Raw genomic sequence first — 25,275 nt, 5'->3', positions numbered from 1 at the left:
CTCGCAGGTGGCAGCCTGCGGGGCACTTCTATTTTACCCTCTGACCTTCGTTTGCAGTGCCATTTGTTGTGCCACCAGGAAGGTCAATCGTCGTAAGTCTAGTACACCCCAGAGGATTCGAACCTCTAACCTCCGGTTCCGTAGACCGGTGCTCTATCCAATTGAGCTAGGGGTGCTTGGGAGGGGAAACTTAACGACTTTTTGACGTGTCCGCAATCCAATTTGTAGTGTGATTTTCTTGAGATTTTGTGAAGGATGGTGGTCTTTCGGGTTGGCTCCTCGGATGACGGTGATGCCGTCGGGTGATGTGGCTCACTCTTTGGTGTCTGCTTTGAGTGGAATCAGTTCGACTGTCACTTCTGTGCCAACTTCTGGAATCCGTTCGGTATATGGTTCGAAGGAGCGGCCTGCTGCGTCGCTTGCGGTGCTTTCGATGTTGACGTCGATCATTGCGTCAGAAAAGTTCGCGACGCAAATCACGCTTCCGGCTTCCGCCTGGTAGTAGAGTTCTCCGTCGTCCAATTTCGTAAAACCGCTGCCTGCAAAGATGAATTTCGCTTTCATCTGTCGGGCCTGACTTGCATCGAAGATTGTTTTGATTGCTTTTTGATACTCCTCGTTCTCGCTGAGGCTGAGAAATTCGTCCTTCTTGCTTTCGGACATCGTTCCGAACCAGAGAAGCAACTTGTTCATCGAGTCATAGCGAAGAGAATCGTCTCCGATATCGACAGGAACTCCAGGGGGAAGGTTCGCGAGCGGTGCTTCGAAATATCGATAGGTGGCATAACGCACCCACTTTTGAGCGGGAACACGGTGCAACTTCCCGTTTTTATCTGTCCAGTTGACAAAGATGTCAATCACCTGACCTTGCGGGGGCTTGAATTCCGGCCGGAATTGCACAGGCTTTCCGGGTTTCGCTCCCAGCCCGAGCAATCCTGCATGAATCAATGATGCTGGGGCGTCAATTGTCAGGATCGATTCATGTTCTTTCGTTTGCTTCGTACATAGCAGCATCTCCAACAATCCCTCTCGCAAGCAGATTGTCGTTTTCAGCAGCAACCGATTGTTTGGCTTGTCGATCAGAACCGTCCCCGACTTGTTGAGAGGTCGAGGAGTTTCGGCCGCTTGTGTCGGTTCATCGTCTGACCAGACGGAAGCTGAGGACAGCGAACAGAACAGACACGCTAGAAGGATCTTCAACAGTGGATGATTCATCATTCATGGAGGCTTGCTAGAGAAAACAATTGCAAAAGTCTCACTTGGAATTGTTCAAAACAATGTCTGCTTTGAACAGGGGAAAGACCTGCGTGGAGGAGATTCTTGGGAAGAAAACTTTTGATACGTTGCCGCCGAACCGAAGCTGTTGTGTGCGAATCGGGGTTCTTCGAACGGGCAGGGGTCTGATACGATTTGTGATTGCTTCGATTCGGAATGGGGCGCGTCTCCACTGAATACTCGCGAACCCTTTCGGGATTGGCGGTCTCAGCTTCTGAAACTTTGCGAGATTCCTGTCAGAACATGAAATCGTGTGCGATTCAATGAGTGAGCTGTTTATTACGCCGAGAATTTCGATTCCGTTGGCTGAGATTGAATTTCGCTACGCACGAAGTTCTGGACCGGGCGGCCAGAATGTCAACAAAGTCAATTCCCAGGCACAACTCTTCTGGAACGCGAAGGCAAACGAGACGCTTCCCCCCGACGTTCTCAAACGACTTCTGATTCGGGAGCGAAATCGGATCACAGAAGAGGGCGTGCTCCGCATCAACAGTCAGCAGTTTCGCGATCAGGAAAGAAATCGGCGAGACTGTTTGAACCGACTGCGGCAAATGGTCGTTGAAGCATTGGCACCCGCGAAGAAACGTAAGCCAACACGCCTACCAAGATGGGCTAAAGAGAAACGTTTACGCGAGAAGAAGAGACGATCAGACCGCAAACAATCGCGTCGGCCACCGAAAGAGGATTAGAACATTTCGTCCCCGACAGTGAATTCGCCGGGGCAATTTGACAGGTTCTTCATTGTCTTCGCTCGTTGGAATTCGCGAAAACTTTTTCCAATCATGTTCTCAATCTCTCGAAGAAAACTGAGATCGGCCCTTTGTGAACACTCGTGAGAGATGCCGGCAACTTCATTGGAATTGGCGTGACGAACCGTGCTGGAAAATGGTACACTCGGCTGAGAAATGTGGGTTCTGAACTTTGAAATGGAAGTTTCGGCAGAGTGTGTTCCTGTCGAAGTGAAACACCACTCCACCCTCAGTTCAACAACTAACGACGACACTTATGGCGGAATCGATCCCAGTCAACTCTCTGCCGGGCATTCAAGAACGTTCCGTACGTGCGCGAGAAAGTGTCGTATTCTTTCGCAGCTACGCGTTCTACAGCCCAGCGGGGAAGTGCTGGCATCTTGAGATTCACGGCAAGATCTATGCCCCCACGCGCCGCCATATTCGAAAAACGGTGTTGCTTCACCTTTTCAAACGTGTGGTGAAGCCGGAAAAAGATGCCCAGATCCATCGGCTTTTTCGCGATCGAGCCGACCTTTTCTTGAATGTCAGTAAAGCGAACATTTCGGTCCCGATCGCCATCGCCGAGCAAGCCTTTGTCTTGCCGAAATCATCACCAGACGGCCACTTCCGCACGACAGTCACCGTCCCACAAACGGAACTCGAACCGTCGATCCAGGTCGATCAGTTCGGACGAAGATTCGTGCAGCTTTGCGTTCATCTTCCGGAGGACGACGACCGGTTCTTCGCTGGTGAGGTCGAATTGATTTCCCCGGAGGGAGTTTCCGTCATCTCGGATATCGACGACACGATCAAAGTCACGAACGTTGCCGACCGCCGCGAATTGCTTGCAAATACCTTCACTCGTGAATTTCAAGCCGTTCCGGGAATGCCGGAAACATATCAGCGACTCGCTTCACTCGGCACAAGCTTTCACTATGTCTCCTCGAGCCCGTGGCCACTTTACGACCCGCTTGTGTCATGGCTGGACAAAGACGCGTTTCCGACCGGTAGTTTGCACTTGAGAAATGTTCGCCTCAGCGAGTTGCGCAAAAACTGGAAACGGCAGGCGGCATACGAATCGAAACGAAAGACAATCGAAACTCTTCTTCGCAGTTTTTCCGCACGCCAATTCGTCCTGTGCGGTGATTCCGGAGAACGCGATGCCGAGCTTTACGCCGAGATCGCCGAACGCTTTCGGGATCAGGTTTCGCACGTTGCGATTCGATATCTCAGCGATGGATATCACCGGTACAGCCGCGCTGAGATCGCTGCAAGGTTCTCAAATCTCAGTTCAGACCGCTGGTCAATCTTTGAATCACCGGAAGAACTCGACTGGACCAGTTTCATCGGCCAGCGTTCAGCCAGTTGACGTGAATACAGTCAAAGCTTGCCGCTAAGAATTCCGCGAATCGGGCAGGGGAGCGAAGTTGCGGAATTGATCCTTATTTCTCTTCGAGTCGATAAGGGACGAAGGGAGCCACCAAGACGACGGGCTTCCCAGCTTCATCTTGTCGGATGCTGTGAGTGAGTTTCCCCTGGCGGACCACCGATGCCAGAACCACTGCCCAGGCTGTCTGCTTTTGAGGGTAGGAAACCAGAGAAGCCGAAGGATCGATACTTTTCTCTTTGCATGCTGGCAGATCGACGACAACGGGCACTTTTGTCTGTGAGGCGATTGCAGCAAGCACTTCAGTGAGCGGTCGGTTCTCAAAACCGGTCCGTACAAATTCGAACAAAGCAGGGGCGATCTGATTTCGGGGCGTCAGGTCATCGACTTTCCAGCCGATCGGCCAACCGTTCGTCAGTTCCTGTTTCCGTCGCACGGAGAGTTGAAGCGTTCCGTCGGGAGTTCGCAAAGGCATGAACCCCAACCCGAAGTCGTTCAGCAATCCTGCGAGAGCCGTTCCCAATGTGAGCCCAGAGTATTCCTGCTGGACAATCTGTTCTTGGACGGAGCCAAATTGCTTCTGAGCTTGCGGGTCAACAACAAGTGGAACGTCCTTCGAGAATGGTAAACTTGCGATCGCTGCCTCGAATGACTTTTCGAGAGTTGACGACTCTACGGGCTGAGAAAGCTGTTTCAGAACCTGTTCGAACTGCGTCTGATTGAGTCCCCACAGCTTCTTTCCTTCCGGGGCGCCTTGTGCTCCGTAGACGATCAGTTCGTCGAGCCAGGTCTTGAGTTGTTCGGACTCGCCAACTTTGAAGACGACGTCAGGGAAATAGAGTAAGCCGTCTCGATCCATTGCCCCCTTGAGCCTGACGACCCTCAGTGAACCACGAGTTGTTTCTTTGATTGAAGGCTCTTCTTTCCCGACTGGACGCGAGATGCGTACGCTGTGGCCGAGTTTCTCGAAAACCCGCCCCCACTCTTGTGCTCTGACGATGTCCGTTGAGTTGCGAGGAAGAAGAATATCGATCGAGAGGATGGTCTGTTCTCTGGGAGTCTGCGCGAACAGATCGGGGCTATGGATCCCCCAGAAGAGACTCAAGACGACTCCGAAGGCGAGCAGTTTTTTTACAGAAGGCATGGGTCCATCCACTGATAAACGTTTTTAGAATAATACGACCATGCTGCTCACCATCACAAGAGCGATCCATCAATCTGCCTGTTCACAATGAATGGCAGTGTGTATTTAGAGATGCGTTCTTTCCAACTGCTCTTCAATCGACTCAAGGCTGACGAACTCTCCCTGACCAGCTCCGGGGCAGATCCTTTTGGTTTCTTCCCACTTTTCAGGCGTGTCGATATTCACTCGCCAGAACGGCCACGTCTGACATTGTGCCGGGCGGACCGGATAGATTTGACAGCCGCGTTTCTCACCATCAAAGAAAATACAGTCTCCGTTCGCGAACTCCCGAAGCGACACAATTCCTCTGGCAGGACGTGTGTAGAGAAGTCGAATTTCCCCAACCGGTTTATCGAGATATTCGGCGATTGCTTCCACTTCTTTGTCGGTGACCCAGACATATCCCGGTGTCCCCGTGCAACAGTTTCCACACTGCGAACATGAAAACTGAAGCCCGTCCTGATACCAAACGTCGCTGCTCATCGCTCAATGCACCTACCATTCTTGTTCCTGACCCACGATTTGATCGACATTCAGGAAACAACTCGTTCCACGATTCCAAGATCTTCCAGATGTCGACGGATCGTCTGCTGCTTTTCCGCAGGCATCTGATAAAGCGGTTCACACATTCGATCGCTGCAGATTCCCCGAATCCCGAGCGCCGATTTAATTCCGGTCAAGTAAGAAGTCGGAGGTGCTCCCACTTCGTAAAGCTTGCGAGACAGTCGCATCACCTGTTGCTGCAACCGAAGCACTTCACGCAGTTCGCCACGAACGGCAGCTTCATAGAGACTGACATACAACTCGGGGACGAGATTCGCTCCACCGGAGATGCCTCCGTCTCCCCCCATCAGCACGGATTGCCCCATCAGTTCTTCCGGTCCCATCAACGCAACAAAGTCCTCGCGTTCCTGTTTCAACTCCACAAGCTTGTTGAAATACTGCATGTTCCCGGAGCTGTCTTTGACCCCGAGAAGATTCGGAAGCTCAAGCAGATCACGCAAGGTGTCAATTTCGTAGCTCACCTTCGTATGGCTTGGCATGTTGTACAGCAAGAAGGGAACCGAAACCTCGCTTGCGAATTCGGTCACATAGCGTTTCAGATCGTCCTGATGCATCGGGAAATAATAAGGTGTGGCCAGAACAACCGCATCGGCTCCACATTCTGCGGCGTAGTTCGAGAACTCAATCGACTCCGACAGCGACGTATCTGTCACGCCGACGAGCATCGGGACTCGAGTGCCAATCTGATCGGCCGCGACTTTCAAAAACTCTCGCTGAGTCGCATGGCTCAAACTCGGAGCTTCTCCACTTGTTCCGAGAACAAACAGCCCGTGGACATCTCCGGCGATCACATGATCGATCAACCGGTGAGTTCCCACGATGTCAATTTCATCGCGGGACAGCAACGGAGTGATGAGAGGGGGAAGAATTCCTCGGAAAGAAATCGACTCTGTCGACATAGCTACTGACTCGGTCTGAAGGATTGAATATTTCTCGAATGGGATGATCGACTCGCTCGCAACAACTCAGGAAAAATGGACTGAGTCATCGGTCGGAGAGAATTTCTTGCACACGACGCTTCGCTCAAGGTGTCAACTCAAATCTTTCAGCTCGAAAGAACTTCGAATGTCCCCATTCGATTGTGTGGCGGATTTGAGACAACTCCAAGTCAACAATGTAATCGCTGAGCCATCGATTGGAAGGATCGCGCGCTGATTCCTCAATCGATCACCATGACTGCGAGCAGCTGAACGCACAAACGTTTTCTGCGGAAGATTCAATTTGTGATCACATGCAGAAGTTCGAAGCAGCGAGATGCCGTCGTTGGCTCGTGAAGTTCATACAATCCCCGACGAAAAATTCGCTCGTCACCTCGACGATCATTGATGCGACAACCTACAATCACAATTGTTGACGTCCGATGGACGGGCTGTACTCCGATCACAAGACGATACTAACGGTTCTTTTCCAGAATGTTTGATCAAATCCTCAATCGACGGACATTTCTTTCCAGTTCGGGCGTGGGACTTGGGAGTGCCGCACTCTCGAACCTCATTTTCTCCGATCAACTCCAAGCTGGAGGAACTGAGACAGGCGGGCAGGCTGGACTCCCGCATTTACCCCAAAAGATCAAACGTGTCATTTTCCTGTGCATGGCAGGCGGGCCGTCTCATCTCGAAACGTTCGATTACAAGCCGGAACTTGAACGATTGCACGGACAACCGATGCCTGAATCGTTCACCGCCGGGCAACCGATTGCCCAGTTGCAAGGGCAGGAGTTAAAGTGCCAGAAGCCACTCACAAAATTTGGAAAGTATGGGGAGAGTGGCCAGCTCATCAGTGATTTCCTTCCGTGGCACCAGAAAATGGCCGACGACTTCTGCGTCGTCAAATCGCTTGTGACAGAGCAGATCAATCACGATCCCGCTCACACATTCATGAACACCGGGACCGCCATCAGTGGACGCCCTTCGATGGGATCGTGGATCACATACGGGCTCGGAAGTGAAACACAAGACCTCCCCGGATTCGTCGTGATGACCAGCGTCGGAGGACGAAATCCTCAACCGATCGCTTCGCGTCAGTGGTCCTCAGGATTTTTGCCAAGCCAGTATCAGGGTGTCGAGTTCAGTTCGACCGGTGACCCTGTCTACTACGTTCGCCCTCCTCAAGGAGTCACACTGTCGCAACAACGACAACTCGTCGATGCTGTGAACGAGTTAAATCGCCACCGAAATCAGTCGATTCAGAACCCAGAAGTCGACGCCAGAATCGCAGCTTACGAAATGGCGTTCCGAATGCAGACATCTGTTCCGGAACTGATGGACATGAGCGGCGAACCCAAGCACATTCTCGACATGTACGGAGCCACGCCAGGCGATGGATCATACGCCTCCAACTGTCTTCTTGCTCGGCGACTGGCTGAACGCGGAGTCCGATTCATCCAACTCTACCACCGGGGATGGGACCATCATGGGGGGCTCGAGCGTTATATGAACATCTGCTGCGACCTCACTGACAAGCCAACCTACGCTCTCATCCAGGATCTCAAACTACGCGGAATGCTCGACGATACGCTTGTCATCTGGGGCGGGGAATTCGGCAGGACCCCGATGTCGCAAGAGAAGGGCGGAACCGGCCGCGATCACCACATCAAAGGTTTCTCGATGTGGATGGCCGGAGGCGGAGTCAAAGGCGGAACGAGTTACGGAGCGACCGACGAACTCGGATACCACGCTGTTGAAAACGTCGCTCATGTGCGAGATCTTCATGCAACGATGCTTCACCTGTTCGGAATCGATCACAACCGATTCACCGTGAAGTTTCAAGGGCTCGATCTCGGGCTCACCGGGGTTGAAGAAGCTCACGTCATCAAAGACATTCTCTCCTGAACCGCTCCGGACTAACGTTCACAAAAACGCGCAACGTTTGGCCCGACCGAGCCAACCGTTGATCTTCACAACGTCGACTTCCTCCATAATTGGAACCAATATGTTTCAGACGCTCGGCCGAGTCACTCTCCTCTGTTGCCTGTTCTTAATTCCGACTTCGTCCTCAGTGATCGGCGCGGAATCAACACCTCCCAATATCGTCTTTATATTTATTGATGACATGGGTTACGGTGACTTAAGTTGCTTTCGCGACTTAGGCACGGATGGCTGGGATTCCTCAACCATTGACCATTACCCTGAAACGACACACATCGACAAACTGGCGGAAGAGGGAGTGCGGCTCACGAATTTCTATGTCGCCTCTCCGATTTGCTCTCCTTCACGGGTTGGATGCACGACGGGACAGTTCCCGTCTCGTCACCTCATCAACTCTTATCTCAATCATCGAAAACGCAATCGTGCCCGTGGCATGGCGGACTATTTAAGGTCGGACATTCCTACCATCGCGAAAGCCTTTCAATCAAATGGCTACGCAACCGCACACTTCGGGAAATGGCATCAGGGTGGAGGACGAGACGTTGACGATGCTCCACTCCCAACGGAATACGGCTTCGATGAATCACTTGTCTCCTTCGAAGGTCTCGGAGACCGAATTCTTCCTCCCGGCGGGCTGTCCGATCAGAGTGCCAAACTCAATCGAGGAACCATTACTCGTGTTGAGAAACATGAGCAAACCCTGATTTACATTGACCGCAGCATCGAGTTCATGAAACGGAATAAAGAGAATCCGTTCTACCTGCACTTGTGGCTCAACGATGTCCATGATGCACACAAACCCGCTCCCGGAACTGCGGAAGCATTCGCATCAGTGACAGACAACCCGAACGAACAGAAGTTCTTCGCTGTTCTTGTTGAGATGGACAAGCAGATCGGAAGGCTGATCGATGCGATCGATGAAGAAGGCTTGAACGACAACACACTGGTCCTCCTGACAAGCGATAACGGTCCCACAGCCTGGGGACGATATTACAAAACCGAGCATCTCCCAGCAGGCAGCACAGCCGGATTTCGCGGGCGAAAATGGTCGCTCTACGAAGGCGGAATCCGAATGCCCATGATTGCACGCTGGCCCGGAAAGATTACCCCGAACACCATCAACAAACAACTTATTTTCTCGACAGTCGATTTCTTCCCCACCCTGACCGCTCTTGCGGGAATTGAACTCAGTTCGGTTTTGACTGCGAACGGAGTCAACTCAAGTGCTGATGAGTATTTCGATGGCGAAGACCTCGGTGAGAAATTGTTGACGGGGAAAGGTCAGCGCACACGCCCCTTGTTTTGGGAATACGGCCGAGATCCCAGCTACCTCAAGCCTGGACTGAAAGAAGATCAGAGCCCCAATCTTGCAGTGCGGGACGGTCGTTGGAAGTTGCTGATCAACGCTGACGGGAGCGACGTTCAACTCTACGATCTCAAATCATCTGACACAGAAGTTCACGATGTTTCGGCGGAGCACCCCAAGGTCACGAAACGCCTGCGTCGACAGCTATTGAAATGGAGAAAAGACCTCCCGTCACTCCCACAAAATTGACGCAAAGAGTGACGCAATCTGCGTGGGAACGACAGTGTGTTCTATTTGGAACTCGACTGTGACGCCACAAGCTGCGCATAGTCTTCGCGAACGGGGCTGAACACATCGAGGACAACGACGGGCCCATGGCTCGCGACCGCCATATGTTCCACTCCGCCGGGAATGAGAAACATCGCCCCCGGCTCAACAGTCCGCATTTCGCCCTCGATTGTCAGATCTAGTTTCCCCTGAAGCAGAATCCCCGCTTGCTCGTGGGGATGCGAGTGAGACGGAATGACGGCCCCTTCATCCATCTCCAGATAGGACAACATCAAGTTCTCGCCATGAGGCGTTCTCAGTCGGCAACCGGGAAAGACTTCCACTGCAGGGATTTGATTTAAGTCAAGAAAGCCTGCTTGCATAACTCTTCCTCGTCGCACTGAAAATACTCAGTTTCGAAATCCTCTTGATCGCTACAAACCGTGACCTTTTGTGAGTCTGTATATCAAAAGTGTCAACGCCAATTTACAGCCTGTCCCCAAAACGGACAACTCGCTTCGGTGAATTCAATGAACGCGTATTGTGCATTTACAAGACAACTGAGGAATTGTGTCGAGACTGATAACGAATTGTGTTATCATACCGTTGAGCATCGCTTTCGAGAATCTTCATTGACGTGATCCTAAGGAAGTGAATTGAACTTCGAATCAATCAAGGACGGCAACTTCACTCGTTCGATTCGCGTTCAAGAAGATCGAGACTTCTGGGGAGGCCAGTCCAATGCCGGAAGGATTTAACGCACTTGCCCCTGTCTTTTCCGCCGTGCATCTTGGCGATCTGGACGAAGTCCAACAAGCCGTCGAAGAAGATCCAAACTGCGTTCATGCACTCGACGATCACGGTGCATCACCTCTTCACTACGCAACACTTCGCGGACATCGAGAAATCGCCGAATTTCTGATTGAAGCGGGAGCGGACGTCAATCTCCGAGACGGAGAGTTCAGCGCGACTCCGGCGGGTTGGGCGATCGAATTTCTCAGGCGACGCGGCGGACTTCTCGCGATGGAAATTGATGATCTCGTGGAAGCCATCGATCACGAGGATATCAGAATCATTGAACGCTCTCTGATCCGCTTTCCAGCATTACGGGATGCTGTCTCGAGATCTGGCGAACCTCTCCGTACACTTGCGAAGTCCTGCAGGTCGGAAAGAATTCGACGCCTGTTTGAATAGCGGCGTTGAAGACCCGGATCAATCAAAAAAAGCAGCAAGTCAGTGGTTCATACGCCAACAGAAGCTGCGCCGAATTGATTGACGAGAAGCGATGACCTTGAAATCATCCTGCAGTCCATCGCAGACATCTCGTCCAATGATTCATTCGAAATACAAAACTGGTTTATCACGATAGAAAGCAAAACATGTCACGGTCCATCGGCACCACAATCTCCGACAGCCTGCAAATGTCTCTGAGCTATGCGGAACGCCTCTTGAAAGACGTCGCGGCAGATCGATTCGCAAGGTTCGCCAATGTTGGAGGAGTCGTCGTAGAATCCAATCACCCGGCGTTCGTGATCGGACACCTCAGCCTCTACCCGACTGTGATCGTTGAACAGTTGGGCGGAAATGGCTCCAGCTTGTTACCTTCTGAGAAGAGTCAAGAAGTCTTCTCGAAGACTGCCGCTTGTCAGGATGATCCAGATGGAGTGATTTATCCGCCAATGGAAGAAGTCGTTCGATCATTCTTCCAAGGCTATGAAGCAGCTCTTGGGGAGTTGAAGAAAACGCCCGACGCAGAATTCCAAAAGCCGAATCCCGGTGAAGGACGAACTGTCGAACTGTTTCCGTCGATTGCATCAATGCACGCCTTTTACTGCGGAGGCCACATGATGATGCACCTCGGACAATTCAGTGCCTGGCGTCGAATGGAAGGAATGGGGTCCGCTTAAGTCCTGTTCGCGATTCCACTGTGCTCGCCTTTGCCGATTCCATTGAACGTAATCCGTGCGCGGCCGTGCAGATAATTGCGAACAAAAACTCTGATGCGCTCGCCGGTCTGGATCGACTACGCAAACAGATCCATGACCGGGAGCCCCTTACCATCTTCGGTGACATAAAACGGTCGCCCTTCGATATCGAATCCGGTGCGGGGACTGATCCCCATGGCATGCATAATCGTGGCATGCAAGTCCATCACCGAGACAGGGTCTTTGATTGCAAGAAGAGGACGTTCGTCTGCGGTCTGTCCATACAAGAATCCTCGTTTCAGCCCTCCGCCAAACATCAAGACACTTGTTCCTCCGGTAAAGTGACGGTGCAGGCCATAGTGTTTTTCTTCAGTCATCGTATCGACTTTGAACGTCGCCTGATCGTTTGCATTTGAGCCAGGCTGACCTTCCATAATGGCATCTCGACTAAACTCGGAAGCGACAATCACAAGCGTGCGGTCAAGCAAACCGTCGTTGTCGAGATCGAGAATCAGCTGTTGAATCGGACGATCAATCTCGCGATGAAGTCGTTCCACCGTCGAGTGCCCGCTGTTATGCGTGTCCCAGTGAAGGAACGGAACGTACTCCGTTGTGACTTCGACAAAACGAGTGCCAGCTTCGACGAGCCGTTTGGCGAGCAGGCACCCTTGACCGAAACGACCTGTATTGTATTTGTCGTAAGTCTCCTTCGGTTCGCGGTGGATATCGAAAGCGTAGCGTGCATCGTCGCTTAAGAGTCGTGATGCTTTGTCGAGCGATCGCAGCATCGACTCCTGTTGATAGTCGCTCACGTACTCGTTCTGCGGACTCATCTTTACGAGATTCTGATAAAGCTTCTCACGACGACTGAATCGAGCGCCTGTCATTCCCGGAGGCGGTTGAACCGACGCCGCTGCTTGATCGGGGTAAGGAAGATTCATCGGACCATATTCACTTCCGAAGAATCCCGCCGTCGTAAACGCCTTCAGCTCTTCTTTCTCACCGACTCCTTCCAAACGTTGTCCAATGTTGACGAAGGCAGGCATGATGGGATTGACCGGTCCCAAAACTTTCGCCATCCAGGAGCCCAGATGCGGGCATGCAACCGTTTGTGGCGGAACATACCCGGTGTGCCAATGATACTGATGCCGGCTATGCAGGATACTTCCAAGATCAGGTTGAACGGCGGAACGAACCAGCGTCGCTTTGTCCATGACAGAGGCGATCCCTTCAAGCCCCTGACAAATCTTGATCGAATCGACGTTTGTGTCGATGGACGGAAACGTGCTTAGCACGTCAGCAACTGGCAATCCTGGTTCAAACGGCCGATATCGTTTTGGATCGAAGGTTTCCGGAGCTGCCATTCCTCCGGCCATCCAAAGCAGAATGCAAGAGTCTGCGGTCGGTTCCGGATTCTCGACCGGCTCCTCATCTTCGGCTGCAAGTCGGCGAGGCGCTCCTGAAGCCATTGCCGCCAGAGATGCGGCGGAGAGTTGTTGAAGGAATCTGCGTCGAGCAACGTTCTCGGCAGCCATGGACTCGTGTTGATTCAGCTTCTGAGGAGATTTCATCAGACTCACATCACTTTCGATGACGATCGCGAACAACGGATGCTCAGGGCTTACGCAATCGATCACTATCTTATAAATTTTATTTAGTGCCGCTTATTCGAATTCTAATTAACTCGAAATTTAACGGATCAGGAAAAATTCCGGAGTCAACACCACAGCCCAGAGGAGATCTTCGACATCTTCCTGGGAGTAGGGGACCTGAAGCGTTTCAACGATGACGGACTTCTCCGAATCAGTCGGCACGCGTCCGAACGCTCGGAGATAGATTTCTTCGACCAGAGAATCTACTTCTCCGTCAAACTCTGCACAGAGCTTTCCCGCTCCGTCAGAGAGTGTCTTCGCCAAGTCAGGATGATTCGTGAGATGGATTGCTTCGAGCGTCGTCAGTTCACTGGGCCGCGAGGAGACAATCTGCTCCCGCATCGGACGCCCGAGAGCCTGCATCATTGCATCGTTGTTCAACAGCGATGCTCTTGCTGGCAAAACCTCGAATCGTTCGATTCGTCCGACCTCTTGGCGAAGTTTCGCCCCCACTTCCTGTTCCCATGCTTGAAGCGTCGGAACGATCACGACGTTGTGCCAAGGTCCCTTCACCTGTCCAAGTCGGCCTTCACGCCCGGAGGGTTGATTCTCGCTCCAATGCCAGGAGTCATCGGAAGAAATAGCAAGCGTTGAACCATCTTTAAAATTAAAACGAGCTTCGAAAATAAATCCAGCGGGATTGGGGCCGTCTCCACTGTTTGTTGTCACGACGGAAAAGTTGTTCTTCCCCACCTTTAACAGATGATGAATCGGAATCGTGACAGGCTTATTCCACGCATCTCCGGAGACGACTTCTCGCCCGTTGAGATACAATGAGAACTCGTTGTCGCACGTCATTGTCGCAGCCCCGTCTTGAACTTCCTGATCGAGGTCCAAGATCTTTCGAAGAACGATCGTCTCCGGTCCTGGGGGACCTGTTTCGCCGTCTTTTGAAGACCTCCAGATCCATTTTGCCTCAAGAGGAGTTTCTTCGGAAACGGTTCCATTGCTCCTTAAGACAGGAGCATCGATGTCAATGGGGGCGGTTTCCGTGATCGCCCAAACCCCGTCAAGAAACTGTTCCGCTGTCATTCTCCGGGCTCGTGGTCCCGCATAAATATACTCCGCCGAATCCGCTTCTTGCTTCAACACTTCGGTCTTCGACTGATACGCTTTCGACGTTGCGATGAGACGCAGGAGTTTCTTGAGATCGTAGTCGGTCTCGACAAGATACTCAGCGAGAAAATCGAGTAGGTCCTCGCTCCATGGCTCCGTTTGCATCGCATCCAACGGATGAACAATTCCTCGCCCCATCAGCTGGGCCCAAAGTCGATTGACGATCGTTCGCGAAAATCGCCCGTTCTGCGGATCTGTCATTAACGAAGCGAGTTGCCGCAGTCGTTCATCGCGTGAAGCTTGCGGGTCGATTTCCCCGAGTTCCGGGAAGACCCAGGCCGCTTTTGCCAACTTGTCAATCGGTTTGTCACACCGATGAATCATTAACTCATCGGTCGCATAGATGGCAGCGAGCCCGTACGCATCTTCCAACTTCCAATGATCAACGAAGCTGTCATGGCAGGAGGCACACTTCATGTTGATGCCAAGAAACGCCTGCGAGATCGACTGAGCGAATTGAATCTCAAGCGTTTGCCCAGCACTGACCTCTCCGCGCCACTTGATCCCGTCAATAAACCCTCGACTGACATCACTCTCCGGAGAAATGAGTTCTCTTGTGAACTGGTCGAACGGGAGATTCTCAACCAGTGCCTGATAGAGCCACCCGCTGATCTGCTTTCGTCCGCCGGTAATGAAACCCGTCCCGGTGTAATCATTCCTCAAGAGGTCATTCCAGAACGTCATCCAGTGATCAGCATAGTCAATCTTGCGACTCAATAGTTGATCGACCAACTCTGTTCGATTGTCGCTCTGAGAAGCGTCGCTGTGAGGAGCATTGACGAAGTCTTCCACTTCCGCAGGAGTCGGCAGGATTCCAATCAAGTCGAGATACACTCGCCGCACAAATTGTCGATCGTCGATTCCTTCAGGAATGGGTTGATTCCGCGCCAGAAGATACTGGTCCAGAATCCGGTCGATGGGGTTGTGCCGCCCGTTTTGAGGAGGAGGCAGAACAACATGTCGCGGGTGAAGTGGCGGTTCATAGACCCTTTCTGCAAACGTGAAAGACTCTTCCCATGGAACATCGCTTTCGATCCATTTGCGAAGAGATGCCACTTCGGAGTCCGACAATCGCGGCTTTTCTGGTGGAGGCATCTGCGTGTCCGCATCATCCGAAGCGACGAGATCGAGCAGATACGAATTTTCGACATCTCCGGGGATCACATAACCTTCGTCGAGAACTGAATGTCGTGTATTGATCGAGAAACCGCCATTCGCTTTCTTCCCACCGTGACACTCGACGCAATGCTTCTTAAGAATCGGCACGACTTCGTGAGCGAAATCGATTCGTTCCGCAGACCATCCGGTTGATCCGAACGCAAAAATGGCAAGAGCAGTGATGTTCAGAAATACCGTTCGCAACAGACAGTTCCTTCGAACGAAAATTGGGCAGGGCAAAGTACGACGATCCACAGATCGCGTTGTCGCTGGGGATGCGACTCTCTACATCATAGTCAATTGGAGGAACACAGATGAACCCTCGCTGCGATGAAAGCAGTTTCAAGTTTGCTGTGTTGAAAACAAATCACAGGTTTTGATCGTGGGCTAACGCCTCAGGGCGTAGGCGAGGACTTTGAGGGCGGCTTCGACGAACAGGGCTTTCTCGCTTCTGGCTGAGAGTGCGGCACCTGTGGTTCGCTTCAATCCGCTCATGAATGATTCCACAAGCCAGCGTCTGCCGTATCCTTTTGTTTCGAGTTCTGTCCTGGTCATCTGTGAGCGGTACTCGCCATTCAGCTTACCGTCGCTGCGATGAACAGCTGGATTGATGATGCTTTCGGTTCGCCACTCTTCGCGACAAAAACGATGAACCCATTCGGCGTCGTACCCTGCGTCGGCAAAGAGTCGTGTCGGTGTCGACGAGTTCGACGCCTTCGCCAAGACTTCACCAGCTTCGGACTTGTCGTTGCTTGGTCCCCAGCTGATTGCTAATCCACTGGGCAAGAGCGAACCCGCCAACACGCAGACCGATACTTTGATAAATTTCTTGCGTTGTTTCCCACTACGAGTTTTGTAATGAGCACTCGCTGAGGTCGTTTCGAGTCCGGTGGAATCGATCGCTGCTTCTTCGTCATCCTGACTGAACTGCTGGACGATTTCGAAAATCATCGCGTCCACGATGTCCAACACTCCGCTGCGATCAGCGAACTTCTTCAGCGTCGAATAATGCGGAATCCGCCGCAGTCCGAGGGCTTTTCGGAGGCCGTCGGAAACCTCCAAAATTTCGACAACGCCGCGATAGGTCGTTTTGAGATAGGCTCGCAAAACCAGACACGTGATGAGTTGTTCCTGCGTGAACTTCTTGGGACTCTTCGCATGCGAATACGGCTCGACATACTTGCGTCCAATCCGAAGCGACAGCTTTGCCACTTCCAACAACACATTCGTTCGTGGGGAATCACTCATCACCAGATTTTAGCGCATTCTCATCTCAGATTCCAGAGATGTTTTCAACAATGCATTTCAAGTTCTTTTCGAAATCCCATTCGCGACTTCACACGAGCACGCAAGACGAAGACGTGGTGAACCGTTCAAGCGAGTGCAGCGGTCAAAGCAACACGCTCCCGACATGGGCGATTTCTCAAAACGACCGGCTCAAAACAAGACTTCGAGTCCTTCTCTAGCAATCGACCGGTTGCACAGCTAAATTTTGATGAATCGACCTTCAACCTTCCGTGAGTGAAGCCAACCGGCTTGAGACCGTCGACTCACGTGTCGCCCGCCTCTTGTTTCGCTCACACCGGTTCCTCAGATTTTCAATCGAATTGCCACTCCAGCTTCAAGGATTTCCGAATGAGTCGCATCACTGCGCTATTGGCGATTGCCGTAATCTTACCTGTCGTTGCCTGTGAACTCGTCGCACAACCTCCCGCTAACAAATCTCCGTTTGAGAAGTGGGAAAAAGACATTTCTGCTTTCGAAGCTGACGATGCGAAGTCTCCCAAAGCGAAAGGGCAGATTCTGTTCATCGGCAGCAGCAGCATTAAACGTTGGAAACTCAACGATTCTTTCCCTGAACTTGATGCTCTCAATCGCGGTTTTGGTGGCTCGCAAGTTGCCGACTCCGTTCATTTCTTCGACCGCGCGGTCAAACCTTATCAGCCGCGTCAGATTGTGATGTATGCAGGTGACAACGACCTTGCGAAAGGAAAGTCTCCTCAACAAATCGCAGACGACTTTGAAGAATTTCTTTCGAAAGCGGAAGAGTCACTTCCCGGAACGAGAGTCACCTTCATCGCGGTAAAGCCAAGCCTGAAACGTTGGAACCTCATCAACAAGGTGAGAGAAACCAACTCAATCATTCGAGCGATGGCTGATGAGAACGAACACCTCACGTTCGTGGATGTTGATGCTCCCATGATCGGGACAGATGGAACTCCTCGCGACGAATTGTTCGCCGATGACGGACTTCATTTGAGCGAAGCTGGCTATGAACTCTGGACAGAGTTGCTCACTCCGCATCTTGTGGCGGGCAAAGGACAATCTCGGTAACTCAGAGTTCTGATTTTGTTTTTCTGTGCCGGAAAGTCGCCAGCACTTTCTACGTCGACGCGAAACCACAGTTCATTTCAACGGAACGCGAAAGGTCGGTCATGCCTCATCTTCTCTCCAGTCGCTGCATTCCCGTCCTTTCGTTGGTTTCTGCGTTTCTGAGTTGTTCAATTTTCGTTTCTTCGTGTTCGGCCCAACAGCCTCCATCGGGAAGCTCAGGCCGTCCCTCCATTCGAACGTTGAACGATCCGTACCATCCGTGGAAGCCGGAAGAGACTCTTATCGAATGGGAGAAACAGGCTGAGCGGATCCGTCAGCAGATTCTCGTCGCAACCGGCCTATGGCCCATGCCGGAAAAAACACCGCTCAACCCGGTTATTCACGGCATGGTCGAACGAGACGACTACACCGTCGAACGAGTTTACTTTGAGAGTCGCCCCGGCCTGTTTGTCTCAGGCAGTTTGTATCGCCCCAAAGGAGGCAAAGGACCAGTCCCCGGAATCTTAAGTCCGCATGGCCACTGGCAGGACGGGCGGTTCTATTCGGCTTCGGAACGCGACGCTCAGGCACAGATTGAAGCGGGTGCGGAAAAATTTCAATCGGCAGCTCGTTTCCCGATGCAAGCCCGCATGGTTCAACTGGCTCGCATGGGCTGTGTCGTGTTTCACTACGATATGATCGGTTACGCCGACAGCAAAACGCTCGATCATCGGACCGGATTCAACGATGCGAAGGCGGAACTGTGGTTTCAGAATCTGATGGGACTTCAGACATGGAGTTCGATTCGGGCACTCGACTTCCTTGAATCGCTCGACGATGTCGACACATCGCGACTTGCCATCACTGGAGCAAGTGGAGGAGGAACACAAACGATGATCCTCTCCGCAATCGACCCGCGAATTTCCGTCGCTTTCCCCGCAGTCATGGTTTCGACCGCAATGCAGGGGGGCTGCGTCTGCGAGAACGCGAGTTACCTGCGTCATGATATCAACAACGTCGCCATCGCAGCGTTGACGGCCCCGCGTCCCATGGCGATGACCGGAGCTGACGACTGGACGATCGACATCGAAACGCGCGGACTTCCGGAGCTAAAACAGGTCTACGATCTCTACGGAGTCTCTCACCTTGTCTCAGCGAAAGCGTTTCCACAATTCAAACACAACTACAACGCCGTTTCTCGAAACGTCATGTATCAGTGGATGAAGAACCATCTTAATCTTCCTGAGCAAGTCTCACTGGAAGAAAAAGACTTCGAACCACTGTCTATTAAAGAGGCCACCGTCTATTCCGCTGATACTCCACAACCGGAATCAGCACTCTCAGCTGCCGACCTTCGAGCTCTGATGACGCGCGAAGAACTGTCCGAAATCGATCGCTGGTGGTCATCGCCTCCCGATGCGAGTTCCGAAATCATCGGAGTCGCGGTTGATGTAATGCTGAAGCCACACATTCGCGACGTGAGTCTGAAAATCGAATCGACACGCGAGTCTCAGGGACTGACCATCACAACCGGGATGGTCACCTATGACGATGGCTTTCTCGTTCCGACGACTTCGGTGACTGATTCTTCCATCCCGTCAAAGGGAGTTGTTTTCTGGTTTGATTCTCCCGACGCTAACCCGATGATCGATGCTGACGGAAACCTTTCTCCAATCGCTCAAGAGTTGGCTCGTTCCGGAAGCACTGTTATCAGTGCTCGTCTCTACCTGACCGGAGAAGACTTCGCCGAGGAACTTCCCAAAGTTGACGAACGATTTCCCGGCTACACTTTGGGATACAATCTTCCTCTCGTCACTGAACGAGTCCGAGATATCCTCGCCGTCGTTGCTGCACATTCTAACGAGCCTCCAAGTGATACCACTCTCATGGGAACTGGTGAGGCAGGAGTGTGGACGCTGCTCGCTTCGATTGCAGCCCGCAACAATGAACAACTGTCGTCGACTTCTATGAAAATCGTGGCCGATCTGAACGGATTTGCCTTCTCCGAGATCGACTCCATACAACACCCCAATCTACTTCCCGGGGCATTGAAATACGGCGGACTCGCCGGACTTAGTCGCTGGGCGATGTCGACACCATCTGGTCAGAATTCCGAGATTCACCTCTTCGGGGTGTCGAGTGTCGATCAGTTCAAGCGAGCCTTTGAGAACATCGAAGGCCCTGAAATTCAATTTTCGGACGAACCACTTTCCCTGAAAAACATCTCTCGGGGCGAACTTTCGAAATAATTTCAATCATCTGTCTCGGATGAGAGAATTCGGGACGGTTCGCGTGGCTGCGGGTTTCTTCCCGGAACGTCGGGTCTATGATTGCTTGGAACTAATTCAAGCCGATGTTGATGCTGAAGATGCTGCATCGGCCCATTTTCTCCCTCAATCATTCGGTACAGCCACAACATGGGACGTCGTGAGTACGCAGTCATTGTCGCGGGTTTGATTATTTTGAGCCTTGTAATCTTCCGGGAAAATCAGATTGACCAATGGAGAAAGAATCCGCCACAACACGTCGTCCCGCGCAGGCTTGCTCCGAAGTTTCAATTGGCTGATCACAGACGGAACATCGTCAAACTGGAAGGACTTTTAGGTCGACATCAAATCGTCCTGATTTTCTTCGATGCAGAGTTAGGGGTCGACGGAGATCCAAGAACGAAATCTGTGCTTGAGAGTTTCCCCGCGCTCAGCGCCGCAGGAATTAAAGTTCTGGCGGTGAGCACTGCGACTCCATATGCGAACGAGCAGGCGGAAGAGCAACTCGGACAGCCGATTCCGTTCTCCGTTCTGACAGATGTCGACTTTACCAACCCAGCCCCTCTGCCAGCACATACCGCATGGGGGAGAGTCTCCGAGACGGGCGAGCCCGAAACCGGTTTGTTTCTGATTGGACGAGATGGAACTGTCGCGTACGGCGACAACGGATTTCCGATCGCTGTCACCGACGAAGACTCAGTCCTCAAACAACTGGGCCAAGGTCTCTGGCCGAAGCTCAATTAATCGGTGCCCGTCGCTTTTCTCGAATCTTGCGCGTGTCGCAAACATTCAAGATTCTTAATTGCTTGAAATATAAAACACGCGAGACGGACGACTCCGCGAACGTCCTCATTCCTCAACTTGTGATTGTTTCGTTTCTGCAATCCAACTGAGGACCTCTTCTTCAAGAAGGTCGAGCGTTACTGCACCATTGCGAAGAACGACATCGTGAAAATCGCGAATGTCAAACTGGTCTCCAAGTTCCTGTTCGCTCTTCCTTCGAAGCTCCTGAATCTTGAGTTCACCAATTTTGTAAGCGAGAGCTTGTCCCGGCCACGAAATGTAACGATCGATTTCGTTCTCAATGTCGAGCATGGTCTTCGCTGTGTTCTCGGCAAAGAAGTCAATCGCCTGCTGACGAGACCAACGCTGGTGATGCATCCCGGTATCGACGACTAGACGAACCGCTCTCCACATCTCATAGGTGAGTTGACCGAACTTCGAATACGGATCCTGATAAAGCCCCAGGTCTTCGCCAAGACTCTCAGCATACAGCCCCCATCCTTCAACAAATGCGGTATACCCTCCAAAACGCCGAAACCGCGGAAGCTGTTCAAGTTCCTGAGCAAGCGTGATTTGCAGATGATGTCCCGGGACAGATTCATGCAGGGACAAAGCTTCGATTTCGTACTTCGGTCGAACCTCTGGCCGATAGAGATTGACGAAGTAGGTGCCTGCACGCGTTCCGTCCGCAGATGGAGGACGATAGTAAGCTGTTGTCGTATCCGGGGCGATGTGCGAGGGAATCGCTTCCACTCCATACGGAATTCGAGGAAGCCGCTTGAACAATTTGACGAGTTGCGGATCAATTTTCTTGCACACAGCCAGGTTCGCCAATAACAACTCATCGCTGGTTTCGTAGTAAAAGCGTGGATCTGTACGGAGCATTTCAAGGAAGTCCGCAAACGTCCCCTCGAATTCGAGTTCCGCGATAATCTGCTCCATCTCTCCCCGAATTCGAGCCACTTCTGAGAGTCCGATCGTGTGAATCTGCGTCGGTGTCAGTTCCGTGGTCGTAAATTGACGACAACGAAGACGATAGAGTTCGTCGCCATTGGGAACCTGCCAGACTCCCACTTGGGGATGACACTTCGGAAGATACTCATTCAGAAAGAAATCTTGGAGCCTAGCGTAGCTGGGCACGATATGTTCTTCGATCGCATTGATGGCACGTTCGGTCAGCTGTTGCTGTTCCGACTCGCTGATGGAATCGGGGAAGTCACGAAACGGTTTGAAGAAAAGCTGATCCTTTGGATCGTCGACGATTTGCCTTTCAATCTGGCCGGGAATTCGTTCCATGATGACGCGAGGATGAATCACTCCGGTTTCCGCTCCGCGCCGCATGAGGGCAAGAGTTTGCTCCATGTATTTCGGGAAAGCCTCCATCCTCGCAATCCAGTCGTCATAGTCAGCCACCTTTTCAAAACGAAGACTGTCCGCCGTCGATCCCGCGTTTTGAATTCCTCCTCGCTGCGTCAGAGGCACCAGGTACCAGGCGAAAGGATGTGCATCGACTTGAAACTGATACTTTCTGTGAAACAATCGATGGTTGATGCGTTCGTCTTCTGACAACTCCTCGACGGGGATCGTCGCCAGTGCTTCGAGTACGGCTCGATCTGCAAGATGGGACTTCTCGATTGCCTCCACGGTCAGGTCAGGCCACTCGTGTTGAACCTCCGGTCACCGAGTGAAGAGGCCCACGTGGGCGACTCCCGCATCGTTCGCTCCCACTCCGAATCGAACAAATCCTGCAAACGATCTGCGGCGTTCTTTGATTCGGATTGTCCAAAAAGCGAGTGCGGGACAATCGAGAAGAGTGTCAGGAGAAAAACGAAACAACGGATAGATCGAAGCGTCATGACATTCATCGATTCTGTGAGAACATTCCAAGAGGAAGATCAACGTGTAGCTGATGCGAACGGATCGCGAATCCGCCCCGTGACAAACATAAAATGAATGGGAGATTCGAAGAACTGCTCACACAAACTTATAGCAGGCGGGTCCGGTTTTTTCGAATCGCGAAAGGATTTCAACCCTGCTCGACGCAAAGTTCTTCGTAGAACGGTAGAATGCCCGCAGGCGGTCAAAGTCCGCACGATCAACCAGAGAGCCTTCCCAATGATGAATCTCACGAAACAACTTATCGAGTATGTGAAGAAGCCCGGTTATCGGCCGATGAAACCGAAAACACTGGCCAAAAAGATTGGCGTCACGAAAAAGAAAGCTGCCAAATTCGATGCCGCTCTCGAAGAAGGGCTCGCCAGTGGAGAGATTCAGCTCAGCGACAGTGGACGAATCCGTTCCAAAGTTCCCAAGGGCAACCATCTGGGAATCGTTCATCGAATTAAAAGCGGCGATGCCTATGTGATTCTTCGCGAGCCCAAACCGGTCGGTCTGACAGATGATGTTTTTGTCGACAAGAAAGATCTCAAGGACGCTCAAAACGGAGACGAAGTTCTGATCGGTTTGCTGCAACGGCGAAAGGGCAGGGGACAGAGGTGCGGCTATGTCGTCGAAGTGGTTGAGCGTGCGACGAATGTCTTCGTCGGAACTTACTCAGAAGATGACGAATCTGGCTGGGTCCAAATCGACGGAAAGGATTTCCTCGAACCTGTCTGGGTGGGTGATCCAGGAGCCAAAGGAGCGGTTGAAGGCGACAAGGTCGTCATCGAGATGCTTCGATTTCCGGCAGTGGGACAAATTGGCGAAGCCGTCCTGACGGAAGTTCTCGGGACGCGCGGTCAACCCGGTGTTGAAACGCAGATGGTCATCCACGAATTCGGAATCCCTGAAGAGTTCTCTCCGGCCGCATTAGAAGATGCGCGTCTTGAGGCAGAAAACTTCGATGAAGACAACCTCGAAGGTCGTGAGGATCTGACGAATCACACCATCGTCACCATCGATCCCGCCACCGCTCGCGACTTTGATGATGCCATTTCCCTCGAACAGATTGAACAGGGCCACTGGCTTCTGGGCGTCCACATCGCCGATGTCTCGCACTTCGTTCAGCCGGGAACAGCATTGGATCGCGACGCAGAAAAACGCGGCACGAGCGTTTACCTGCCGACCAAAGTGATTCCAATGCTTCCCGAAGTCATCTCGAATGGACTCGCTTCGCTTCAAGAGAATCGTGTGCGGTACGCAATGTCCGCATTCATCGAATTCAGCAAAGAAGGCATCCCGATCGCGACGCGTTTTGCCCGAACTGCGATTCGTGTCAAACAACGGTTCGCGTACGAAGAAGTCATGCCGATTCTGGCGACTCCGGAAAACGAGGAGATTGAAGGTGTTTCGCCAGAAATCCGGGGACTGCTCAAGAACATGCACACTCTCGCGATGATTCTGCGCAAACGTCGGTTCGAAAAAGGGTCGCTCGAACTCGATATGCCGGAAGTCCGACTCGACCTCGATCAAGATGGGAACGTCAGCGGGGCCCACGAATCGGAACACGACGAGAGTCACGAAATCATCGAAGAATTTATGCTCGCTGCCAACATCGCAGTGGCGGTCCGTTTAACTGATGAAGGTCTAAACTTCCTGCGTCGAGCACATCCCGATCCGGCAGAACCGAAACTCAAAGCCCTGAAAGAGTTCGTCGAAATTCTCGGATTCTCGTTCGATCGATTTCAAAGTCGCCAGGATTTACAGAAGCTCTTGCGTGTTGTGCGAGGAACTCCCGCAGAACGGCCCATCAACTATGCCGTCCTCCGCAGCTTGAAGCAAGCTGTCTACACGCCAATGGAAATGGGACACTACGCTCTCGCCGAAGATCATTATTGCCACTTCACAAGCCCCATTCGTCGCTATCCCGATCTTCACATCCACCGACTGATGGCGTCAATAATTTTCGACAATCTGGCCGACACTCGTCCCTCGGAAGAAGAACTGATTCGCCTGGGACACCATTGCTCCGTCACAGAACGACGCGCAGAACAGGCGGAACGCGAACTTACGAAGATTAAATTACTCTCGTACTTTGAAGACAAAATTGGCGAACAACTTCACGCGGTGATCACCGGCGTCGACCGCTTCGGATTCTTTTGCCGCGGGATTGAGATTCCCGCCGAAGGACTTGTTCCTGTCGCGACGATTCCCGGAAACGACTACTTTGAATTCGACCGCCCCGCCATGGCGCTTGTCGGTCGGAGTACTGGCGAGACCTTTCGGCTTGGAGACCCGGTTCTCGTCGAAGTCGCTCGTGTCGATGTCGACAGACGCGAACTTAATTTTCGCCTGTTGACTCATTCTTCTCCCAAGCGACCGCCCAAAAAGACGGCGCAGCGAGATCAGTCCAAGAAGAAGCCGTCAGGGAAAATGTCTGCCAAGAGCGGGCGAAAGCCTTCCTCCAAACGAGGACACGGCGGCGGGAAACGAAAACGCAATCAAAACCGAAAGAAGCGCTGACGCCTGGTATTCTGAGAATCTGGGCCAAAATCTGCAGAAAGTTGTACGAAATTCGCTCCTGATTCCCCCTCTTATTAGAG

General features: G+C 52.2%; 19 protein-coding genes and 1 tRNA gene. 10 read left to right on the top strand and 10 right to left on the bottom strand.

Going from position 1 to position 25,275, the window contains the following annotated elements; translation table 11 throughout:
- Nucleotides 1-102 precede the first annotated feature (102 nt).
- Together KOR42_RS06075 and KOR42_RS06070 are read right to left on the bottom strand one after the other, a co-directional pair.
- Nucleotides 103-176 (bottom strand) — tRNA-Arg (locus KOR42_RS06075).
- Between the two features lie 136 nt (nucleotides 177-312).
- The gene (locus tag KOR42_RS06070) at nucleotides 313-1,218 is read right to left on the bottom strand and encodes a YdjY domain-containing protein (protein WP_146507948.1); all 906 of its coding nucleotides are present in this window, start codon (nucleotides 1,216-1,218) and stop codon (nucleotides 313-315) included.
- 320 nt (nucleotides 1,219-1,538) lie between these two features.
- Here KOR42_RS06070 and arfB point away from each other — a divergent pair, with 320 nt between their 5' ends.
- Both arfB and KOR42_RS06060 read left to right on the top strand, forming a co-directional pair.
- Entirely contained in the window at nucleotides 1,539-1,964 is a 426-nt protein-coding gene (gene arfB, locus KOR42_RS06065; protein WP_146507946.1) for an alternative ribosome rescue aminoacyl-tRNA hydrolase ArfB, read from the top strand.
- Nucleotides 1,965-2,280: 316 nt separating this feature from the next.
- Complete coding sequence (locus KOR42_RS06060) at nucleotides 2,281-3,375, top strand: phosphatidate phosphatase App1 family protein (protein ID WP_146507944.1); 1,095 nt, start codon at nucleotides 2,281-2,283, stop codon at nucleotides 3,373-3,375.
- 73 nt (nucleotides 3,376-3,448) lie between these two features.
- Here KOR42_RS06060 and KOR42_RS06055 read toward each other — a convergent pair whose 3' ends face one another.
- From KOR42_RS06055 to KOR42_RS06045, 3 genes are all read right to left on the bottom strand, one after another.
- Nucleotides 3,449-4,537, bottom strand: a complete 1,089-nt coding sequence (locus KOR42_RS06055) for a hypothetical protein (protein WP_146507942.1) — start codon at nucleotides 4,535-4,537, stop codon at nucleotides 3,449-3,451.
- Between the two features lie 105 nt (nucleotides 4,538-4,642).
- The gene (locus KOR42_RS06050) at nucleotides 4,643-5,059 is read right to left on the bottom strand and encodes a YkgJ family cysteine cluster protein (RefSeq protein ID WP_146507940.1); all 417 of its coding nucleotides are present in this window, start codon (nucleotides 5,057-5,059) and stop codon (nucleotides 4,643-4,645) included.
- Between the two features lie 50 nt (nucleotides 5,060-5,109).
- Nucleotides 5,110-6,039 (bottom strand): dihydrodipicolinate synthase family protein, encoded by a 930-nt coding sequence (locus tag KOR42_RS06045; protein ID WP_146507938.1) that lies wholly within the window; start codon nucleotides 6,037-6,039, stop codon nucleotides 5,110-5,112.
- 513 nt (nucleotides 6,040-6,552) lie between these two features.
- Here KOR42_RS06045 and KOR42_RS06040 point away from each other — a divergent pair.
- Together KOR42_RS06040 and KOR42_RS06035 are read left to right on the top strand one after the other, a co-directional pair.
- Nucleotides 6,553-7,971 (top strand): DUF1501 domain-containing protein, encoded by a 1,419-nt coding sequence (locus tag KOR42_RS06040; protein WP_146507937.1) that lies wholly within the window; start codon nucleotides 6,553-6,555, stop codon nucleotides 7,969-7,971.
- A 100-nt stretch (nucleotides 7,972-8,071) separates the two neighbouring features.
- Nucleotides 8,072-9,562 (top strand): sulfatase-like hydrolase/transferase, encoded by a 1,491-nt coding sequence (locus tag KOR42_RS06035; RefSeq protein WP_146507935.1) that lies wholly within the window; start codon nucleotides 8,072-8,074, stop codon nucleotides 9,560-9,562.
- 41 nt (nucleotides 9,563-9,603) lie between these two features.
- On the opposite strand, the gene KOR42_RS06030 is transcribed toward KOR42_RS06035, so the two are convergent.
- The gene (locus KOR42_RS06030) at nucleotides 9,604-9,963 is read right to left on the bottom strand and encodes a cupin domain-containing protein (protein WP_146507933.1); all 360 of its coding nucleotides are present in this window, start codon (nucleotides 9,961-9,963) and stop codon (nucleotides 9,604-9,606) included.
- 358 nt (nucleotides 9,964-10,321) lie between these two features.
- On the opposite strand from KOR42_RS06030, the gene KOR42_RS06025 reads away from it, so the two are divergent.
- Both KOR42_RS06025 and KOR42_RS06020 read left to right on the top strand, forming a co-directional pair.
- The gene (locus KOR42_RS06025) at nucleotides 10,322-10,774 is read left to right on the top strand and encodes an ankyrin repeat domain-containing protein (protein ID WP_146507931.1); all 453 of its coding nucleotides are present in this window, start codon (nucleotides 10,322-10,324) and stop codon (nucleotides 10,772-10,774) included.
- 185 nt (nucleotides 10,775-10,959) lie between these two features.
- Nucleotides 10,960-11,487 carry a DinB family protein gene (locus tag KOR42_RS06020; protein ID WP_146507929.1) on the top strand — a complete coding sequence of 176 codons (528 nt, stop codon included), beginning with the start codon at nucleotides 10,960-10,962 and terminating at the stop codon, nucleotides 11,485-11,487.
- Nucleotides 11,488-11,603: 116 nt separating this feature from the next.
- Here the strand turns inward: KOR42_RS06020 and KOR42_RS06015 are convergent, their stop codons facing one another.
- The 3 genes from KOR42_RS06015 to KOR42_RS06005 all read right to left on the bottom strand — a co-directional run bounded on the left by KOR42_RS06015 (nucleotide 11,604) and on the right by KOR42_RS06005 (nucleotide 16,679).
- On the bottom strand, nucleotides 11,604-13,076 hold the full coding sequence (locus KOR42_RS06015) for a DUF1501 domain-containing protein (protein WP_231740693.1): 1,473 nt from the start codon (nucleotides 13,074-13,076) through the stop codon (nucleotides 11,604-11,606).
- A 120-nt stretch (nucleotides 13,077-13,196) separates the two neighbouring features.
- Nucleotides 13,197-15,635, bottom strand: a complete 2,439-nt coding sequence (locus KOR42_RS06010) for a DUF1549 domain-containing protein (RefSeq protein WP_197440906.1) — start codon at nucleotides 15,633-15,635, stop codon at nucleotides 13,197-13,199.
- A gap of 183 nt (nucleotides 15,636-15,818) precedes the next feature.
- Nucleotides 15,819-16,679, bottom strand: coding sequence for a transposase (locus tag KOR42_RS06005; RefSeq protein WP_146507925.1), 861 nt, complete (start codon nucleotides 16,677-16,679; stop codon nucleotides 15,819-15,821).
- A 387-nt stretch (nucleotides 16,680-17,066) separates the two neighbouring features.
- On the opposite strand from KOR42_RS06005, the gene KOR42_RS06000 reads away from it, so the two are divergent.
- The 3 genes from KOR42_RS06000 to KOR42_RS05990 all read left to right on the top strand — a co-directional run bounded on the left by KOR42_RS06000 (nucleotide 17,067) and on the right by KOR42_RS05990 (nucleotide 20,755).
- A complete protein-coding gene (locus tag KOR42_RS06000; protein WP_146507923.1) occupies nucleotides 17,067-17,765 on the top strand; it encodes an SGNH/GDSL hydrolase family protein in 699 nt (232 codons plus the stop codon).
- A 101-nt stretch (nucleotides 17,766-17,866) separates the two neighbouring features.
- Entirely contained in the window at nucleotides 17,867-19,993 is a 2,127-nt protein-coding gene (locus KOR42_RS05995; protein WP_146507921.1) for an alpha/beta hydrolase family protein, read from the top strand.
- 168 nt (nucleotides 19,994-20,161) lie between these two features.
- Nucleotides 20,162-20,755 carry a redoxin domain-containing protein gene (locus KOR42_RS05990; protein ID WP_146507919.1) on the top strand — a complete coding sequence of 198 codons (594 nt, stop codon included), beginning with the start codon at nucleotides 20,162-20,164 and terminating at the stop codon, nucleotides 20,753-20,755.
- Between the two features lie 105 nt (nucleotides 20,756-20,860).
- Here the strand turns inward: KOR42_RS05990 and KOR42_RS05985 are convergent, their stop codons facing one another.
- Nucleotides 20,861-22,438, bottom strand: a complete 1,578-nt coding sequence (locus tag KOR42_RS05985) for a DUF885 domain-containing protein (protein WP_197440905.1) — start codon at nucleotides 22,436-22,438, stop codon at nucleotides 20,861-20,863.
- 471 nt (nucleotides 22,439-22,909) lie between these two features.
- On the opposite strand from KOR42_RS05985, the gene rnr reads away from it, so the two are divergent.
- Nucleotides 22,910-25,195 (top strand): ribonuclease R, encoded by a 2,286-nt coding sequence (gene rnr, locus KOR42_RS05980; protein ID WP_197440904.1) that lies wholly within the window; start codon nucleotides 22,910-22,912, stop codon nucleotides 25,193-25,195.
- Nucleotides 25,196-25,275: the final 80 nt, after the last annotated feature.

The sequence above is a fragment of the Thalassoglobus neptunius genome (assembly GCF_007859735.1).
Lineage (GTDB): Bacteria > Planctomycetota > Planctomycetia > Planctomycetales > Planctomycetaceae > Thalassoglobus > Thalassoglobus neptunius.
This window is presented reverse-complemented; position numbering and strand designations above follow the sequence as displayed.

Bases quoted from the DNA above. Each gene is read 5' to 3' on its own strand.
- KOR42_RS05995 (WP_146507921.1), top strand. From the start codon at position 17,867: ATGCCTCATCTTCTCTCCAGTCGCTGCATTCCCGTCCTTTCGTTGGTT.
- KOR42_RS06000 (WP_146507923.1), top strand. From the start codon at position 17,067: ATGAGTCGCATCACTGCGCTATTGGCGATTGCCGTAATCTTACCTGTC.
- rnr (WP_197440904.1), top strand. From the start codon at position 22,910: ATGATGAATCTCACGAAACAACTTATCGAGTATGTGAAGAAGCCCGGT.
- KOR42_RS06025 (WP_146507931.1), top strand. From the start codon at position 10,322: ATGCCGGAAGGATTTAACGCACTTGCCCCTGTCTTTTCCGCCGTGCAT.
- KOR42_RS06060 (WP_146507944.1), top strand. From the start codon at position 2,281: ATGGCGGAATCGATCCCAGTCAACTCTCTGCCGGGCATTCAAGAACGT.
- KOR42_RS06020 (WP_146507929.1), top strand. From the start codon at position 10,960: ATGTCACGGTCCATCGGCACCACAATCTCCGACAGCCTGCAAATGTCT.
- KOR42_RS06040 (WP_146507937.1), top strand. From the start codon at position 6,553: ATGTTTGATCAAATCCTCAATCGACGGACATTTCTTTCCAGTTCGGGC.
- KOR42_RS06050 (WP_146507940.1), bottom strand. From the start codon at position 5,059: ATGAGCAGCGACGTTTGGTATCAGGACGGGCTTCAGTTTTCATGTTCG.
- KOR42_RS06015 (WP_231740693.1), bottom strand. From the start codon at position 13,076: ATGAAATCTCCTCAGAAGCTGAATCAACACGAGTCCATGGCTGCCGAG.
- KOR42_RS06005 (WP_146507925.1), bottom strand. From the start codon at position 16,679: ATGAGTGATTCCCCACGAACGAATGTGTTGTTGGAAGTGGCAAAGCTG.
- arfB (WP_146507946.1), top strand. From the start codon at position 1,539: ATGAGTGAGCTGTTTATTACGCCGAGAATTTCGATTCCGTTGGCTGAG.
- KOR42_RS06030 (WP_146507933.1), bottom strand. From the start codon at position 9,963: ATGCAAGCAGGCTTTCTTGACTTAAATCAAATCCCTGCAGTGGAAGTC.
- KOR42_RS06070 (WP_146507948.1), bottom strand. From the start codon at position 1,218: ATGATGAATCATCCACTGTTGAAGATCCTTCTAGCGTGTCTGTTCTGT.
- KOR42_RS06045 (WP_146507938.1), bottom strand. From the start codon at position 6,039: ATGTCGACAGAGTCGATTTCTTTCCGAGGAATTCTTCCCCCTCTCATC.
- KOR42_RS06035 (WP_146507935.1), top strand. From the start codon at position 8,072: ATGTTTCAGACGCTCGGCCGAGTCACTCTCCTCTGTTGCCTGTTCTTA.
- KOR42_RS06055 (WP_146507942.1), bottom strand. From the start codon at position 4,537: ATGCCTTCTGTAAAAAAACTGCTCGCCTTCGGAGTCGTCTTGAGTCTC.
- KOR42_RS05990 (WP_146507919.1), top strand. From the start codon at position 20,162: ATGGGACGTCGTGAGTACGCAGTCATTGTCGCGGGTTTGATTATTTTG.